Origin of the sequence: Prevotella sp. RM4 (assembly GCF_000701965.1) — a bacterium.
In the GTDB taxonomy this organism is placed as follows: Bacteria; Bacteroidota; Bacteroidia; order Bacteroidales; family Bacteroidaceae; genus Prevotella; species Prevotella ruminicola.
In genome coordinates this window covers 1-14,924 of the sequence record NZ_JNKG01000016.1, presented here as the reverse complement: position 1 = coordinate 14,924, position 14,924 = coordinate 1, and the positions used below count along the sequence as shown (strand labels likewise).

Annotated in this window: 17 protein-coding genes and 2 rRNA genes; 10 read left to right on the top strand and 9 right to left on the bottom strand. The window is 47.8% G+C overall.

Going from position 1 to position 14,924, the window contains the following annotated elements:
- Nucleotides 1–289 precede the first annotated feature (289 nt).
- The 5 genes from T499_RS0112840 to T499_RS0112820 are packed head-to-tail and all read left to right on the top strand — an operon-like array spanning nt 290 to nt 4,993.
- A complete protein-coding gene (locus T499_RS0112840; protein ID WP_033151310.1) occupies nt 290–1,639 on the top strand; it encodes a circularly permuted type 2 ATP-grasp protein in 1,350 nt (449 codons plus the stop codon).
- 19 nt (nt 1,640–1,658) lie between these two features.
- Nucleotides 1,659–2,357 carry an alpha-E domain-containing protein gene (locus T499_RS0112835; RefSeq protein WP_033151309.1) on the top strand — a complete coding sequence of 233 codons (699 nt, stop codon included), beginning with the start codon at nt 1,659–1,661 and terminating at the stop codon, nt 2,355–2,357.
- Complete coding sequence (locus T499_RS0112830) at nt 2,354–3,127, top strand: transglutaminase family protein (RefSeq protein WP_052173746.1); 774 nt, start codon at nt 2,354–2,356, stop codon at nt 3,125–3,127. Before T499_RS0112835 ends, T499_RS0112830 begins: the two co-directional genes overlap by 4 nt.
- Complete coding sequence (locus tag T499_RS0112825) at nt 3,124–4,053, top strand: M14 family metallopeptidase (RefSeq protein ID WP_033151308.1); 930 nt, start codon at nt 3,124–3,126, stop codon at nt 4,051–4,053. Before T499_RS0112830 ends, T499_RS0112825 begins: the two co-directional genes overlap by 4 nt.
- Nucleotides 4,054–4,057: 4 nt before the next feature.
- Complete coding sequence (locus T499_RS0112820; protein ID WP_033151355.1) at nt 4,058–4,993, top strand: M14 family metallopeptidase; 936 nt, start codon at nt 4,058–4,060, stop codon at nt 4,991–4,993.
- 54 nt (nt 4,994–5,047) lie between these two features.
- Here the strand turns inward: T499_RS0112820 and T499_RS15060 are convergent, their stop codons facing one another.
- A complete protein-coding gene (locus T499_RS15060; protein WP_255327372.1) occupies nt 5,048–5,170 on the bottom strand; it encodes a hypothetical protein in 123 nt (40 codons plus the stop codon).
- Nucleotides 5,171–5,278: 108 nt separating this feature from the next.
- On the opposite strand from T499_RS15060, the gene T499_RS0112815 reads away from it, so the two are divergent.
- From T499_RS0112815 to T499_RS0112805, 3 genes are all read left to right on the top strand, one after another.
- Entirely contained in the window at nt 5,279–5,623 is a 345-nt protein-coding gene (locus T499_RS0112815) for a hypothetical protein (protein WP_157054616.1), read from the top strand.
- A gap of 49 nt (nt 5,624–5,672) precedes the next feature.
- Nucleotides 5,673–6,026, top strand: coding sequence for a cupin domain-containing protein (locus tag T499_RS0112810; RefSeq protein ID WP_033151306.1), 354 nt, complete (start codon nt 5,673–5,675; stop codon nt 6,024–6,026).
- A gap of 82 nt (nt 6,027–6,108) precedes the next feature.
- Complete coding sequence (locus T499_RS0112805) at nt 6,109–7,233, top strand: metallophosphoesterase (RefSeq protein ID WP_033151305.1); 1,125 nt, start codon at nt 6,109–6,111, stop codon at nt 7,231–7,233.
- A gap of 46 nt (nt 7,234–7,279) precedes the next feature.
- Here T499_RS0112805 and T499_RS0112800 read toward each other — a convergent pair whose 3' ends face one another.
- The 6 genes from T499_RS0112800 to T499_RS0112775 form a co-directional block, all read right to left on the bottom strand.
- A complete protein-coding gene (locus T499_RS0112800; RefSeq protein ID WP_033151304.1) occupies nt 7,280–7,711 on the bottom strand; it encodes a hypothetical protein in 432 nt (143 codons plus the stop codon).
- A 16-nt stretch (nt 7,712–7,727) separates the two neighbouring features.
- Nucleotides 7,728–10,115: a hypothetical protein gene (locus T499_RS14345; protein WP_052173742.1), complete on the bottom strand. Its 2,388-nt coding sequence runs from the start codon at nt 10,113–10,115 to the stop codon at nt 7,728–7,730.
- Nucleotides 10,112–10,480, bottom strand: coding sequence for a 2OG-Fe(II) oxygenase family protein (locus T499_RS0112790; RefSeq protein ID WP_013064851.1), 369 nt, complete (start codon nt 10,478–10,480; stop codon nt 10,112–10,114). The genes T499_RS14345 and T499_RS0112790 overlap by 4 nt, the downstream gene beginning before the upstream one ends.
- 26 nt (nt 10,481–10,506) lie before the next feature.
- Nucleotides 10,507–10,788 (bottom strand): DUF3127 domain-containing protein, encoded by a 282-nt coding sequence (locus tag T499_RS0112785; protein WP_033151302.1) that lies wholly within the window; start codon nt 10,786–10,788, stop codon nt 10,507–10,509.
- A gap of 13 nt (nt 10,789–10,801) precedes the next feature.
- Complete coding sequence (locus tag T499_RS0112780; RefSeq protein ID WP_013063993.1) at nt 10,802–11,482, bottom strand: sigma factor; 681 nt, start codon at nt 11,480–11,482, stop codon at nt 10,802–10,804.
- 227 nt (nt 11,483–11,709) lie between these two features.
- Complete coding sequence (locus T499_RS0112775; RefSeq protein WP_157054615.1) at nt 11,710–13,104, bottom strand: hypothetical protein; 1,395 nt, start codon at nt 13,102–13,104, stop codon at nt 11,710–11,712.
- Between the two features lie 566 nt (nt 13,105–13,670).
- Between T499_RS0112775 and T499_RS0112765 the strand changes: the two genes are divergently transcribed.
- A complete protein-coding gene (locus T499_RS0112765; RefSeq protein ID WP_033151299.1) occupies nt 13,671–14,207 on the top strand; it encodes an HU family DNA-binding protein in 537 nt (178 codons plus the stop codon).
- A 211-nt stretch (nt 14,208–14,418) separates the two neighbouring features.
- Nucleotides 14,419–14,520, top strand: a complete 102-nt coding sequence (locus T499_RS14735) for a smalltalk protein (protein WP_157054614.1) — start codon at nt 14,419–14,421, stop codon at nt 14,518–14,520.
- A gap of 100 nt (nt 14,521–14,620) precedes the next feature.
- Here T499_RS14735 and rrf read toward each other — a convergent pair.
- Together rrf and T499_RS0112755 are read right to left on the bottom strand one after the other, a co-directional pair.
- A 5S ribosomal RNA gene (gene rrf / locus T499_RS0112760) occupies nt 14,621–14,733 on the bottom strand.
- A gap of 81 nt (nt 14,734–14,814) precedes the next feature.
- Nucleotides 14,815–14,924, bottom strand: a 23S ribosomal RNA gene (locus T499_RS0112755); the annotation flags it as partial.

Here is a 14,924-nt window from a genome sequence, read left to right as displayed (position 1 = left end):
CAATAATTGGGAACTACAACTTTACTACTACTAACACTATACCAACGAAAACAAAGAGAGGGTTGAGCCGCAAAGCTCATCCCTCTCGATATTTTTTATGTAACAATTCGTAACTTTTTGACACGCTTTTCTATAAAATCGTAAGCAGAGTGACATTAATCATAATTATAATCTTACAATCTGTAAGCGAATACACGTTTCTACTTTCAAATCGTTATTAAAACTGCATTTATATCCACTTTTCTTCGTACCTTTGCCATTGGATTACTATATATAAAGGTAAAAAGGTATGAATGTAAGGGTAACAGAACTGACAAGCAGCCGAGATTCGGTTAACAAATGGATGGAGCGCTATGGAGTACGCTTTGGTGTTTACAAAAATGGTGTGTTCAATGAGCAACTCTTCCCATTCGACCCCGTTCCCCGTATCATCGAAAAGGATGATTGGACCTATCTGGAACAGGGGTTGAAGCAGAGAGTGCAGGCACTTAACAAGTTTCTGTGGGATGTATATCATGAAAAGAGAATCATCAAGGACGGCATAGTACCCGAGGAATTCGTATATTCGTCGAAAGGCTATATGCCAGAGTGCGAGCGAATCAGTCCTACGGGTGGTGTATATGCCCACATAGCAGGTATCGACCTGGTGGAGGGCAAGGACGGCCAGTGGTATGTGCTGGAGGACAACCTGCGCATACCGAGCGGAGCCAGCTATCCGATGATAGCACGACAGATAACGCGTCGGGTTGCACCATCTACCTTTGCCTCGCATACCATTGCCGAGAACCGGGGATATGCCGACCTGTTGCGCGAAATGATGGACGAGATGAACGACGGACGGGGAATATCGGTGATACTAACCCCAGGGCGTTATAATTCGGCCTATTTTGAGCACTCGTATCTGGCCGAGAAAACGGGCGCAACACTGGCCTACCCCGGCGACCTGTTTGTAGAGGATAACAACGTGTATTACTCGGGTATATATAAGGAACGCACCCGCGTGGGCTGCATCTACCGCCGCGTAAGCGATGAATACATGGATCCGCTGGTGTTCGAGGCATCGTCGCTACTGGGCATCCCTAATGTGATGCAGGCTTACAAGGCCGGCAACGTAGCACTGGTGAACGCCATCGGAAACGGGGTGGCCGACGACAAGGGCATCTACTATTTTGTGCCGAAGATGGTGGAATACTATCTGAACGAGGAGCCCATACTGCAGAACGCACCAACCTATCTGCCCTATTTCGAGAAGGATTACAAGTATGTGCTGGAAAACTTACAACACCTGGTTATCAAGGATGTGAGCGAGGCGGGCGGCTACGGTGTGGTATTCGGCAGGGATCTTTCAAAAGAGAAACTGAAAGAGCTGAAAAGCCTCATCATCAGAGAGCCACGACGCTGGATTGCTCAGGAAGTGATAGACTTCAAGGATCTGGAGATATTGGACGACAGCGATGCCGCGAAAACGACAGGCGGGCTGGTTGAACGCAAGGCCGACCTGAGAGCATTCGTGATAAGCGGAAAAGAAACCAAGGTGTGGCACAGCGGCCTTACCCGCTTCTCACGTAATCCCGACTCGTTCGTGGTTAACTCATCGCAGGGAGGCGGATTCAAGGATACCTGGGTAATGGAAGAATAACAAAAAAAAGAGAGATAATATGGTTAAAAACACGGTTATATCGGCCAACAAAGCCAACAGTCTGTTCTGGCTGGGGCGCTACGAGGAGCGCGTTTATATCACACTCCACATCATGCGCAAGTGTTATGATAAGATGATCGACGGAGAGATGGAGGACTACCAGCCCTTCTGGCAGAAACTCGACCCGTTTGGTGTTTATCAGACCAATGACGAGTTCACGCTTGGGATGATGTACGACGAAGGGAATCCAAGTTCGGTGATGTCGGCGCAAAACAAGGCTATGGACAATGCCATCCTGTTGCGCGAGGAGATCACGTCGGAAACACTGAGCTATCCGGAAATGAGCGTAGCGCTGTTAAAGGAATGCAGCAAAAAGCAGGAAACGAATGTGATGACGCTACAACCCGTTATCGACTGGTCGCTGGCATTCTGGGGAGCTGCCGAACAGCGGCTGCAGAACCACAAGGCCCAGTACATTATGATGATAGGACGCAACATAGAGAACCTGGACATGCTGCTACGTTTTGAATACAGCTACGAGCGCATTGCACAGGCCTACGACTCGGTGAAACACTATTCGCGACAGCTACCCGATCTGCTCGACGATTACATGGAGAGCCAGCTGGACAGCTTGATTATCCGAGAGAAATTTAATCTGAACGACTTAGATTACAAGAACAAACTGCTGGCGTTTGTGAATCAGTTGGTGAGGGTATGAAAAGGTATTTATACAACTATCAAACCATCGTGGAGTTCAGCGAACCAGTAACGGCACATGCCGTTATGCTAAGGTGCCAGCCCGCAGCCAACGCCTTTCAGACTATCGAGCAGGAGCATGTGATTGTTTCGCCCGGCTACTGGACGAATGCCGGCACCGACGCTTTCGGCAACCGCATCCTGTTTGGTGGTGCCAGCGAGCCGCATACGGTGTTTGCCTATGTGAGCACGGGCATTGTGGCTACCGACACCTATTTTCAGAAACAGCGTGGCGAGAACATGTTCCTGTATAGTCAGCCCTCGCAGCTCACACAGCTGAACGAGGCGATGCGCAAGGCTGCACTGACCGACGACGGTGCAACTACGGCTGAGAAGGCGCGGCAACTATGCCACAGGGTATATGAGATGATGGCCTATGAGCCTGAGACCACTACGGTTGAAACGCCCGCCACTGAAGTGTTCGGCCGTAGATGCGGTGTGTGCCAGGACTATGCCCACCTGATGATTGCCTTCTGCCGGGCCAACGGATTGCCCGCCCGCTACGTAAACGGATTTCTGGAAGGCACCGGACAGACCCATGCCTGGGTAGAGGTTTTCGACGGCTATAGCTGGCAGGGCTACGACCCTACACACGACCGCCAACTACTGCAGCAAGGCTATGTGAAGATAGCCCACGGACGAGATTCTACCGACTGCCCCGTGAGTCGTGGCATGTTTCGCGGACAGGCCATACAGCAAACACAAATAAGCGTAACATTACAAGAATTATGATAAAGACTATTGTATCTACCGAACTGCCCGTAGATGAGCAGTTCCGCATCCGCAAGAATGTGATTCATCACGGCAGGGAGGGGCTGCGCTTCTGCGTGGTCACAGGCACACACGGCGATGAACTGGAGGGCCAGATGGTGTGCTACGAACTGGCACGTATCATGGGCGAGCATTCCGAACAGCTCACGGGCACACTCGAGATCTATCCTGCGCTCAACCCACTGGGCATCGACACCATACAGCGCGGCATTCCCAACTTCGACCTCGACATGAACCGTATCTTTCCCGGCGACCCTCAGGGAACCATGGCCGAGCAGACTGCCCATGCCATCATCGAAGATATCAAGGGGGCCGACATGGTGATTGATATCCACTCCAGCAATCTCTATCTGCGCGAGACACCGCAGGTGCGGGTTAACGTGCAGGATGCCGAGTGGCTGGTACCATTTGCCGAGCACCTAGGCACCGACTTTGTATGGGTGCACGACGCTGCTACCGTACTCGAGGCCACCCTCGCCCACTCGCTCAACAGCACAGGCACGCCATGCCTGGTTGTGGAAATGGGCGTAGGGCAGCGCATCAATCACAAGATGTGCCGACGTCTGGTTGGGGGCATATTACATCTGATGAGGCACATGGGTATGTGGCGGGGCGAAGTGCCAGCCGACATACAGCAGCCCATCGTATGTAAGGGCGACCGCGTGACATTCCTGAATGCCGAAACATCGGGCGTATTCCTTACCGAACTTAAATGCGGCATTACTGTTACCAAGGGCCAGACCATCGGACATATTGTAGACCCGCTTCGTGGACGGGTGCTCAGCACAGTCACCTCACCCGTCGACGGCTATCTTTTCACCATCCGAGCCTATCCGATTGTTTATGAAGGATCGCTGATGGCCCGAATCTTTAATAATGTTCAATAAAATCATGAGAGAAGAGACAATTTTTGAGATGACGTCGCCCTGTCGCGACAGTTTCCGCATCCGCGGCTACCGTTTCGGCGAGGGAGCCAAAACACTGGCCATCGTGGGAGCCATGCGAGGCGACGAGGTACAACAACAATATATCTGTGCCCAGATAGTGAACCGTCTGGGATTCATTGAGCGCCATGGGGGCATTGCCAAAGGCAAGAGCATACTGGTGATTCCCTCGTGCAACCCCTTCTCGATGAACGTGAGCCGTCGTTTCTGGGCGATGGACAATACCGATATTAACCGCATGTTCCCGGGTTATGGCAATGGCGAAACCACCCAGCGTATTGCTGCTGCCGTGTTCGAGGCCCTGAATGGCTTTGAGTATGGCATCCAGCTGGCCAGCTACTACGTGCCAGGCGACTTTATCCCCCACGTACGAATGCTAAAGACGGGGTATGAGGATGTGGCTACAGCCCGGCTGTTCGGTATGCGCTACGTGACGGTCTACCCGCCACGCCCTTTCGACACCACGCTGCTCAATTATAACTGGCAACTCTGGAACACCAAGGCTTTTTCTGTTTATGCAGGCAAGACCAACCTGGTTGACCAGACTGCCGGCGACGAGAACGTTGATGCCATCCTGCGCATGATGAGTCGCACGGGCATACTCACTACCGAATCGGCGGGATCGGCCTACGAGTCGGTGCTCGTCGATGAGTCGACCCTACAGCATATCAAGGCAAACCATGCGGGCATTCTGATTCGTCTGGTAGATGTCGGAAGTCGTGTGCATCCCGGTCAGTCGCTGGCGCACATTATCCATCCCTACAACGGTCAGATACTCTGCGACGTAAAGGCCACCAAAGAGGGAACCGTATTCTTCGCCCATAACCGCCCTGTAGTTCTCCAGAACGCCCTGCTGTTCATGGTCCACACCATAGAATTATAATTTTATCACTTGGCGTCCTGGCGGGCGAGGTCGAAGCCTTTTAGCATGGCGAAATCATCTATCTGGGCTTCCGTTTTCCTGGATGGCCATGGCGCGGGCCACGCTTATCCAACGGGCAGGGCGATCGCAGGGGATGCCGATGGGCTCGTCGGGGCCGATACCAGAGAGCTGCGACACTCTCTGGATATAGGCTGCGGGACGTTTTAGAAAAATATTGGGACAGCCGTGAGGCTATTCCCAATATTTTTTGTACCTTTGTCACCGATAATAATGACAGGAAACAAAATGGATAAAGTAGAATTATCAAATAAGATAGCTCGGCTCAATGATTTAATCATTGAGGCTAATGATTTAATCAAAGACATTAAGGATATTATCAATAACCCAGAATTAAATGAAGGAGAATTGGATTGCAGGCAATATAAGGATATTCGTATTACTGAAATTCAGTTATCCACACAGAGCTTAACTTCTAAATTTTATACAATATGTGATAATAATGAAATCTTAACACTTGAAGATTTATTAAAAATATCTTCAAACCAGTTCAAACAATATCGAAGATCAGGACAAATGATGATTGAACAGGTACAAGATTATCTTTATAAAACCTATAGAATAAAATGGTAATAAAACGGAATAATATATGAATCAAGAATATGCAAGGGTGTCAGTAGAAATGCCCGAAAACGATAAGAAGAAAAGCGAAACTTACCAGATTGCCTCCGACATCCAATGGGAAGATGCCGGTGATGGTGTTGTCCGTCAGATAATGGCATATGACGACAACCTGATGATGGTGAAAGTGAAATGCGAGCAGGGAGCCGTCGGCCCCATCCATCAACATCCACATACCCAAAGTACATACGTGGCCAGTGGATGTTTCGAGGTCACTATCGGCGACGAAAAGAAAGTCCTCCAAGCAGGCGATGGTTATTATGTGGCTCCCAATCTGCCACATGGCTGCGTCTGCCTAGAAGCCGGCCTACTCATTGACACATTCACCCCAATGCGCGAGGATTTCCTCAAATAAGTTCTCAAATTACGAAATATTGGCCAAACCGTGAGGTTCATCCAATATTTTTTGTATCTTTGCACCATAAAACAATCTAAAGATGAAGAAAGATTTACTACTTGCTATTACGGCAATCTGCAGTATCGTGATGATAACTGCTTGTGCTACGGAAGACAATCCACCTGTTTGGGAAGGTAAAACTACCTCGCTATTTGTCGCGTCCGACCGTCATGAGGCGGGCAATGGCAACAATCTGGCAGCAGCTATTCAAAAGGTTGCCAACCGCAATGGTATTGTTACTCCAAGTGTTGTGCTGCTCGGAGGCGACTACGTAGGCAGTGGTCCTGATGCAGGAGATACAGGACAACCAGCCTTCACACTTGCCGACCTCCGATCAGAGATTTTCTCATCACTCGATCCTAACAAGACAGAGATATTCTTTACTTACGGCTCACATGACCGGAACTGCACCGATGACTATTCAGCCTTCTTTAGTGGTCCCCATCGATGCGATGGCTATTATATCTATGGTATCAGCTACGCTCAAATGGCTTATGCCACCGACTCGTTGACACGAGCTGCAGTAGCTCTTTACGATGAGCAAGGTGATAACATTCCAGACAACAATCCTCCATCTGCTAATAATGATAGTACCATGCCAATGCCACAGCAACCATCTGGCGGCTTGCGCGCCTACAATGGTATCGACATAGCCGACCCTTACGGCATTTCAGCCGAATCGGCCTCCGCCCGCTTCGCGGCATGGGCTGACACCCTAAGCGGTCACGACCCAATCATCGTGATGTCACACGTGCCTATTCACGCTTCTCGTAATGACAACCCCGGCGGGCTACGCTGGTTCAATACCCTTAGCCGTGCCGCCCAAAAACACGACATCGTCCTACTGTTTGGACACAATCACACCCTCGAAGAACGAGGCAACTCGTCCGACTCAGGCATGTACCTTCTCGCCCCTGGCGACAGCATCACCGTACAAGGTGACAGCGTTCAAGGCGCACAGCGCCAACAACTTCCGTTCACCTATGCCAACGCTGGCTACCTCAAGCTTGGCTGGTGCACGCTTATCACCTTCAACGACACCGATGCCGACGGCCATCCTGACTACTTGCAGCTGCGCCGTTTCAGCGCCATCGGTGACAAAGCCACCCTTTTCGGTTCCACCGACAAGCCAAATCCTTGGCTCATCACCTTAAAAGCAAAATAGCCGAAAGAGGGCAGAGCATAAAGCTCAGCCCTCTCAAATTTTTAGTCTACTTGGCGTCTTGGCGGCAAAGGTCAAAGCCTTTTAGCATGGCGAAATCATCTATCTGGACGGTGCCGTTTTCCTGGATGGCCATGGCGCGGGCCACGCTTATCCAACGGGCGGGGCGATCGCAGGGGATGCCGATGGGCTCGTCGGGGCCGATACCAGAGAGTTGCGACACTCTCTGGATATAGGCTGCGGTGTGGTTCTCGATAGGCGGCGCCCACTTGGTGATGATTTTACGGATGGTAAACAATCGGTAGGTGTGGTAATACACGCGGGTAAGCAACCAGAAGGCAGCTCGCCACCCCCACTCCATGCTCTCGAACTGACAGAACGAAGCATCGTTCTGCTGGGCACAAAGCCCCTTCCATTTTGCCGCACTGCGACGGATATTCAATGGATTACAATTACGTATTCCTCTAGGTGTTGTAGTCATAACTAATGTTTAATCTTTAATCTTTTAATGTACTTGACGCTTTTTTAAAACTGCCATCTGCCATCTGTACCACATAATGACGCTTTTTCCAGGTGCTGACCATATTGCCTGTTTTTTCGGTGTCCATACCAAGTTTTATTCGAACCTGCTTGGCATCATCGATGGTAAACGTACTGGGCAACAAATCAAGCAAACTACGAGGGCCGCGCTTTGATGTTGGCATATCATCATCGGCATGGCGTATCAGGTCGCCAAAGATGGCCATCTTAATGTAGAGGTCATAGAACAGACTCCAGCGACAGAACGACTCGATGCTCCTTTCCCACTTCATACCATTAGCGGCATAGAGCAGACAAGCCTTACGAAAGGCAATCACCAGGGCACGGTGCGAGAGGTTGTCGAAAACACGATCCTGCGACAGACGGGCAAAATCGGCACAATCGTCCTTGAGCTTATGAGCCAACCGTTTGGCCTCCTTGCAATCGATAACACCCGTACTCTTTTTTAGGTTCTCGATAAAAGGCTTCAGGGTTGAGTCGTAATTCTCGTCGTAAGTGCCAAACACCTCTATTTCGGCTCCAATCTCATCCTCAGGGATAGTACCCAGGCAAAGGCGAGAGATAGGACCATCGGTAAGCACATAGCGGAAATACTTGATGGCCTTGGCGATGGTGGTATTGGCATTCCAGTTAAGATGCAAACTACCCGACACTGTTACACTCTGAGTACCAGCGCGATCGGTTCCATAATCGTTACCTTCATCGTCGCACAGCTTCAGGGTGGTAAACTGGTTGCCGCGACCAGTAGCGCCCTCAATCTTATCCCACTGCTCCAACTCGTTTATTCGCACATAGAGCGGTGCACCTTGCGCCTCGTCCATACGCTGCACCAAGGCTGCTTTGGTAATATCGCTCTTGATGGTTTGAATAATCAGATCGTCGGGACGTTGCGGTTTCTGCTTGTTGGCGGCCTTCGAGTTATACTCGTCGTTAAACTCCTTCAGACGACGGCGATTCTCCTCATCACGTTGCTTCATATCGGCAATGATATGAGCGAGCGGCTGCTTGGTACTCGAGTCTTTACCCGAACCCGTACCGGCTACTATCAGACAGTTGGCGCGAAGTTCACGAACCTGATTATCGATATACACAAAGCTTAGCTTTCGAGGATATGACATCAGAGGTGGGAACATGGCCTGTGCCACCGTGGCTTTGTACTTTTGCGGCGTGTTGCAGGTTACTGCCTTTACCAGTTTGGGCAGCACCGAGGGCAGCTGTGGAGGCTGACTGCTGGCAAATATCCGAGAGAGTTCGGAACTGGGTGCATCGGGATCTACATCTTGTGTTGGCTGGGGGCATTCCATGTGGCGCAGTCGTAAACTCTGCGCAAACAGCTGCTCCTGGAACTTCAGCAGTTTCTGGTTAGGATTGGTGTACTTAGCGTAGAAATCAGTTACCAGTTGCTGAATGTTATCGTCGTTCCAATGTTCGGGCATCAGCACAGCCAGTACTCCGTTGGTTTCTGCCTTAGTAAGCAGCTGTGTGGCACCACTCAAAAACACCTTTACCGTAGTGTGTCGGCCACCTGCATCCAGGAAATCGGAATGTTCGAGTCCTTTCTCCTTCATCACGCCATCGGCAATAAACCTAATGCGGTCGTCGATGGGTTTATTTTGCAACGGACCACAGGACTTTAGGATTTCTTCTTTATCGGGTAGTTCAGCAGCAGAATCAGACCTGTTAGTCCTGTTGTCCGTTGCTAAAACCTCCAGCCAAGGTTTGTAATGCTTGCGAGCCTTCTTAGCTGATAGAGGAACATCTTCGAGCCCTTGACGCTCACGTTCTTTTAGTTGAGTGTATTCGGCCTCGCATTCCTGGGCACTCATAGGTTCGGCAAACAATTCATCATCCATATAGATAAGATCGCCAGGCGAACCACTCGAACTGAACGACACTCGTTGCAAATCATGGGTATTGGTATCCATCTCCAACTGCAGAATACTGGCTATACGCACCTGATTTTCGAGGATGGTGGTACCTAACTGACGACTGCAAACCAGATGGTAGCCGCCACTGGCACTCATCTCCAGCATCTTTAGCCCTATCGCATCCTTTTTTGCGAGTATTTGCTGAGCCATTTTCTGTGATTCGTCCTGATTGTAGCAGTCGATATCATGGAAAAAGTAGCTACCGATGCTCTTGCAGCCCGCCAACGGGCCCTCTGCATGACCTAAATTGTAGGCAAACTGCGCCAATTTTGCCTTGGCTTTTTCGTCGCCTGCACGCGCCTTTGCGAGGTTTTCAAGGTTTTCGGCACTATTGCGGATGGCAAGGAACTCCTCTCGGCTATTAACGCGAGAGGCAATTTTCTGCCTCTTCGCGTTATAAGTAACATGATAAATCACTTACTCCATCCTTCCTTTTTCAGGTAAGAGATGATTTTATTCACGTCTCTTTGCAATATCTTATGCAGCATATAGCGCATACTGTTAGGCACCTTGAAGATGATATAATCATAGCCGTCGGCTGCAAACGAAAGGCTCGACCACATACCCTTGAATACAGGTTTACCTCGATGTCGCGTCTTTTTTCGCATACTATCAAATATACCGTTACTTAACAGCTGGGCGCGCGCCAAACCCGAGAAAGGCTCAACCTGCCCTACCACAGGATTGTTTGGCAAAAACTGTACGTACTCCTGACCACTCTCGGTTTTGCTGATTACCAGCATACCGTTAATCGAAATTGTTCTGTTTACTCTGTCTTTCATTAATCTTAATGTTTAATGTTTCATGTTTAATCTTTAATCTTGCAAATTTCGTTTGCAATTACATCCATAAACGCCTGTCCGTTATACTCGCGTGTCTGGAATCGCAGATTAGCTATCACCAGTTCGCCCTCGGCAAACTCGATAGTAGCCAGGTTACCAAGTGTGGTTACCACATAGCTATTCTCGTACTTACCACCAAGCTCCTGAAGCACCAACGTGCGCTTGTTAAGCACGCCGTTCTCTGCTTTGTCACTCTGCACGGTAGTCATTACTCCGCACTTTTTCACTCTCAAAATAATTGTCTTCATAATGTAAATAAAATTAATAGTTATTATTATCGGTTTTAGCACCGGGAATTAAATTCGCAAACAGTTCGTCCATCTTCCACAAGTCGCACACATCGCGAGGATTCACCTTATGCTCTTTTTTCGTACAGTAGCGCGTGGCTGTAGCCCTCGTCATATCCTTAAACATGCAACTGGCACAGCATCTTTTCACCCTTACACCGTAGGCATTTCGCTCGTTAGCCGTTACATCCTTCACCTTCAGATTCTGTCGTGAAGCTAATGCCCAGTCGGATGCAGCATCTTTATAAAGCTGTGGATCTTCCTCGTCGAAACTACAGAAGGCCAACGGGCACTCCTGTTTACAGATAACACGCTGAATGGCTTGGATGACATACCGACGGAGCAGGCGGTCGTTGGCACCTTTACGATGTTTATACCTTTCGATAAACTTGTAAACACCCACTACACCCTCGCCTACCAAATCAAGAAAGGTAAGTTTCTTGGTTTTCTGGCTGTACGAATAAGCCACACGGATAATCGCCGGGATGTGATCATTCACAATAATTTCGTCAACACCTGGTTCGTGCAAACGAGTCAGGTAGTACTGACGATCTTTGCAACTCAACCGTTTCTTGTTCTCTACATCTTTTAGGAATGCCAACACGTTTGGATCGGCTGTTTCCTTTAACTCATTAATAATTACTTTATACTTCATACGCTTAAAAAATTAATTTTGCTTTTTGAATGCGATTGCAAAATTAATTCATAATAAAAAGGAGGTTTGTTTCCTGCAGCCAACAAACTACACAATCACTCAACAACTGCAAAAACAATTGTAGGAATCAGTTCAAAGTTAACAAAGCTTTAGCAAACGCCCCTTTTTGCAGCCGCCAATAACCATTTTTGCTATCAAGGCTGCAAAAGGGGGCGTTTTGCTATATGTTACGGTTGCATGCCATTCAAAGCCTGCTTCAAGGTTTCAAGGCGATCAAGAAACTGCTCATTTCCGTTATCTATATAGTTCTTTAAATCGGGTACGCTGCTATGTTCATCATAGAGATAGGCAGCAAAGTTTTCGGTCTGGAGATTACGCCCCAGCACCTTATTTATAATGCTGAGCGAATGCCAATAGAAATCTTGCATTTTATTGAATTCTTCGATAGTATATCCAGATTTTTCCAAATTGCATATATCAAGCGTACCAAAACGTGCGCCAAATAGTTTGCCCGTCCATCGGGAAAGCGTGGTTGCCGAATCAATCTGCTCGCCAAAATGCTTATTTACAAAATGCATAATCTGAACGCTGTTACGCTTATCGGCATGAATCAGTTTCATATCCATCATGGCCATCGCCCAAGCCGCATACTGGTAGCCATGCTTAAAATCCACATAAGTAGCTATTGTTGGCACAAGCAGCTCGGTAAGTTCCTGAGCCGCACGGCACGTAAACAAATCGCCATAAGCGCCAGGCACAGGCTGCTGCAAATCAAAGCGTTCTATCTGCTGCAACAGCAGTTTACGACAGTTACGAAAGCCCATGTGACGTATAATGTCATCGTTAGTAAACTGATCACGATTTGCAAAAACAAACATCACGTAGTTATCACCATTTAGATAGTGCTCATTAAGCAATCCAAGCAATTTAGGTTGGCGGTTCACAGCTATAACATCAACATAATGCAAAAAGTTTTCTAACGTCTGCTTTGTGTTTCCGTGCATTGCAACGTAGTGATTAATCGCTCGCAAGAACTTCTCTCTGTCGTTCTCCCAGCTTACCTCTTTGTATGTACGCTCCATACACAGCCAGCGCTTAACACGTAGCTCACTGTTTTCCTCAAGCATCTTAACATCACGAGCCAAATTACACAACTTTTCAAAAATAGTGTTCAGGCCAAGGCGGATAATGTCGTACATCTTGTACACATAATCACATAAATCGATAAACAGCCCGCTTATCATGCCTCCATCAACCAGCTGTTCTACCCCCTTGTACTTATCTCGCACAGATTGAATATCATCCAACTCAACAGGCGGATACTTCAGATAATCACGATGTTTCAGAATAGGCGAAATGCTCATTAGTTGATCCCACATAGAAAGCATACCTTTTACCTCAACCGATAGCAAACTATAATCCATCGGATAAAGATTTAGCATGGTACCATGCATCTCATGTTCAACCTCGTCCATCGTCTTAGCGGCCACACAGGTTAAACTGTAAAATTGGAATACTTTCCCAAAGAGATCACTGCTGCCCCACGACTTTGCAGTAGCACAACAACGCCCTACGTCAAGTGTGTGTTGCAACAAGGGCGCAATTTCTTGTTTCTGTTTCATTTTTTATAATTATTGGTTATCAGTTAGAATATTTGGTGTGTCTATATAGACACACCCCAAAAAGTATAACGCATCTGATAGGCATTTTATTATATCAAGCACCTACTATTTTTCTGTAAAGTGGTACAGATGGCAGATGGCAGTTTTATTTTTGCCCCCTTGTCGCTAGCAGACCAGCAATAGTAAAATTTATAATATATAAGATTTTAATAATAATATAATATATATATTATATTATTATTAAATTTCAAAAAACGCTAGTAAGGTGCATGCTCAAAATAAAAACTGCCATCTGCCATCTGTACCAAATTGCACTTTTTTTTCGAGCGTGCTTTTTTTTGTGTCTTTTTTGAAGAATAATTTGTAAAACGCTTGAAAATTTCGTATCTTTGCATCGTCAAAACAAAGATAGCGATGATGCTCGCTCACGCGAAAAAAATATCTCCCACGTGCACTAAGGAAATTTTCTACGTGTGGCCGCAAAATCAACATCAGAGTGGAGACATGAGACATTAAACATTAAACATTAAAATTTTATTTACAACACAAACTAAACATTAAAAATTATGGCACTTAAAGTTAAAGCACAGGAAAAGTTGCAGAAGATTGGCAAGTATGAGGGAACTTATCGTTACATCATGATGCCTGAGTTGTACACCTCGCTCAGTCAGGAGAAGGTGATTAAGGAGGCTGCTCTGCGCAGCGGAGTTAGCAAGGGAATTATGCAGGCATGCTGGGATGCAGCTGGCGAGGTGATTAAGGCGTGGGCCACTGAGGGTCACTCGGTTGCGCTGCCAGGTTTGGGAACCATGCGATTCGGCATCCGCGCCAAGAGTGTGGCCAAGGTTGATGAAGTGAAAGCTGGACTGGTAACCAGTCGACGTATTATCTTCACCCCTGCCGTAGATCTGAAGGAGGAGCTGGCTGGTACAGCTATCCAGATTACCTGCTACGACCGCGATGGTAAGGAGGTGAAGCGTGTAACCAGTACCGATCCTGGTACGGTTGAGGATCCCGATCAGCCATCGAATGGCGGAAATACCGGTGGCGGTGGTAATACCGGTGGAAACGGTGGAAGCCACAACGAACCAATCGGCGACTAGTTTTTAGGCACGGATTACACGGCCTTTTTTAAAAAAAGGACACGGATGTTATCAATGAAAAAGAACAGCAGTGTTTCTCTAAAAGAGAGCCGTGTAAATCCGTGCCTAAAACATGAAACATTAAACATGAAACATTCTTGCGTCCCTTCGGTAGCAAGCGCCACCCTACGGGATGTCGAGCGAAAGATTAAACATTAAACATTAAGAGATTATGAGTAAGAAAGAGACATTAAAGTTTATCGTGCAGATGATTGCATCAATCGCAACGGCGATTGTGACGGCGCTGGGAGCCACAAGCTGCGTTGCAGCCTGAGCAATGTAAAAATGTAAAAATGCAAAAATGTAAGAATTGAAAGTCTAGAAAATGAAAAAGCCCTGGGTTATTGCTAACTCAGGGCTTTCGCGTTTTAAAAAGACGGCGGCTTCCTACTCTCCCGCATTGCATTGCAGTACCATCGGCGCAGGTGGGCTTAACTTCTCTGTTCGGAATGGGAAGAGGTGGGACCCCACTGCAATAACCACCTAATATAGGTTATTGACATTGTCGACACAAGAAACGTAGTTCAAGATTGGTCTTGGAAACAACTACATCTGATAATATCAGCATGAAGCGAAAGATTTCGGGCAATTAGTAGTGCTCGGCTTTGACGTCACCGTCTTTACACCTGCACCCTATCAACGTCATCGTCTATGACGACCCTCAATGGAGTCCTCATC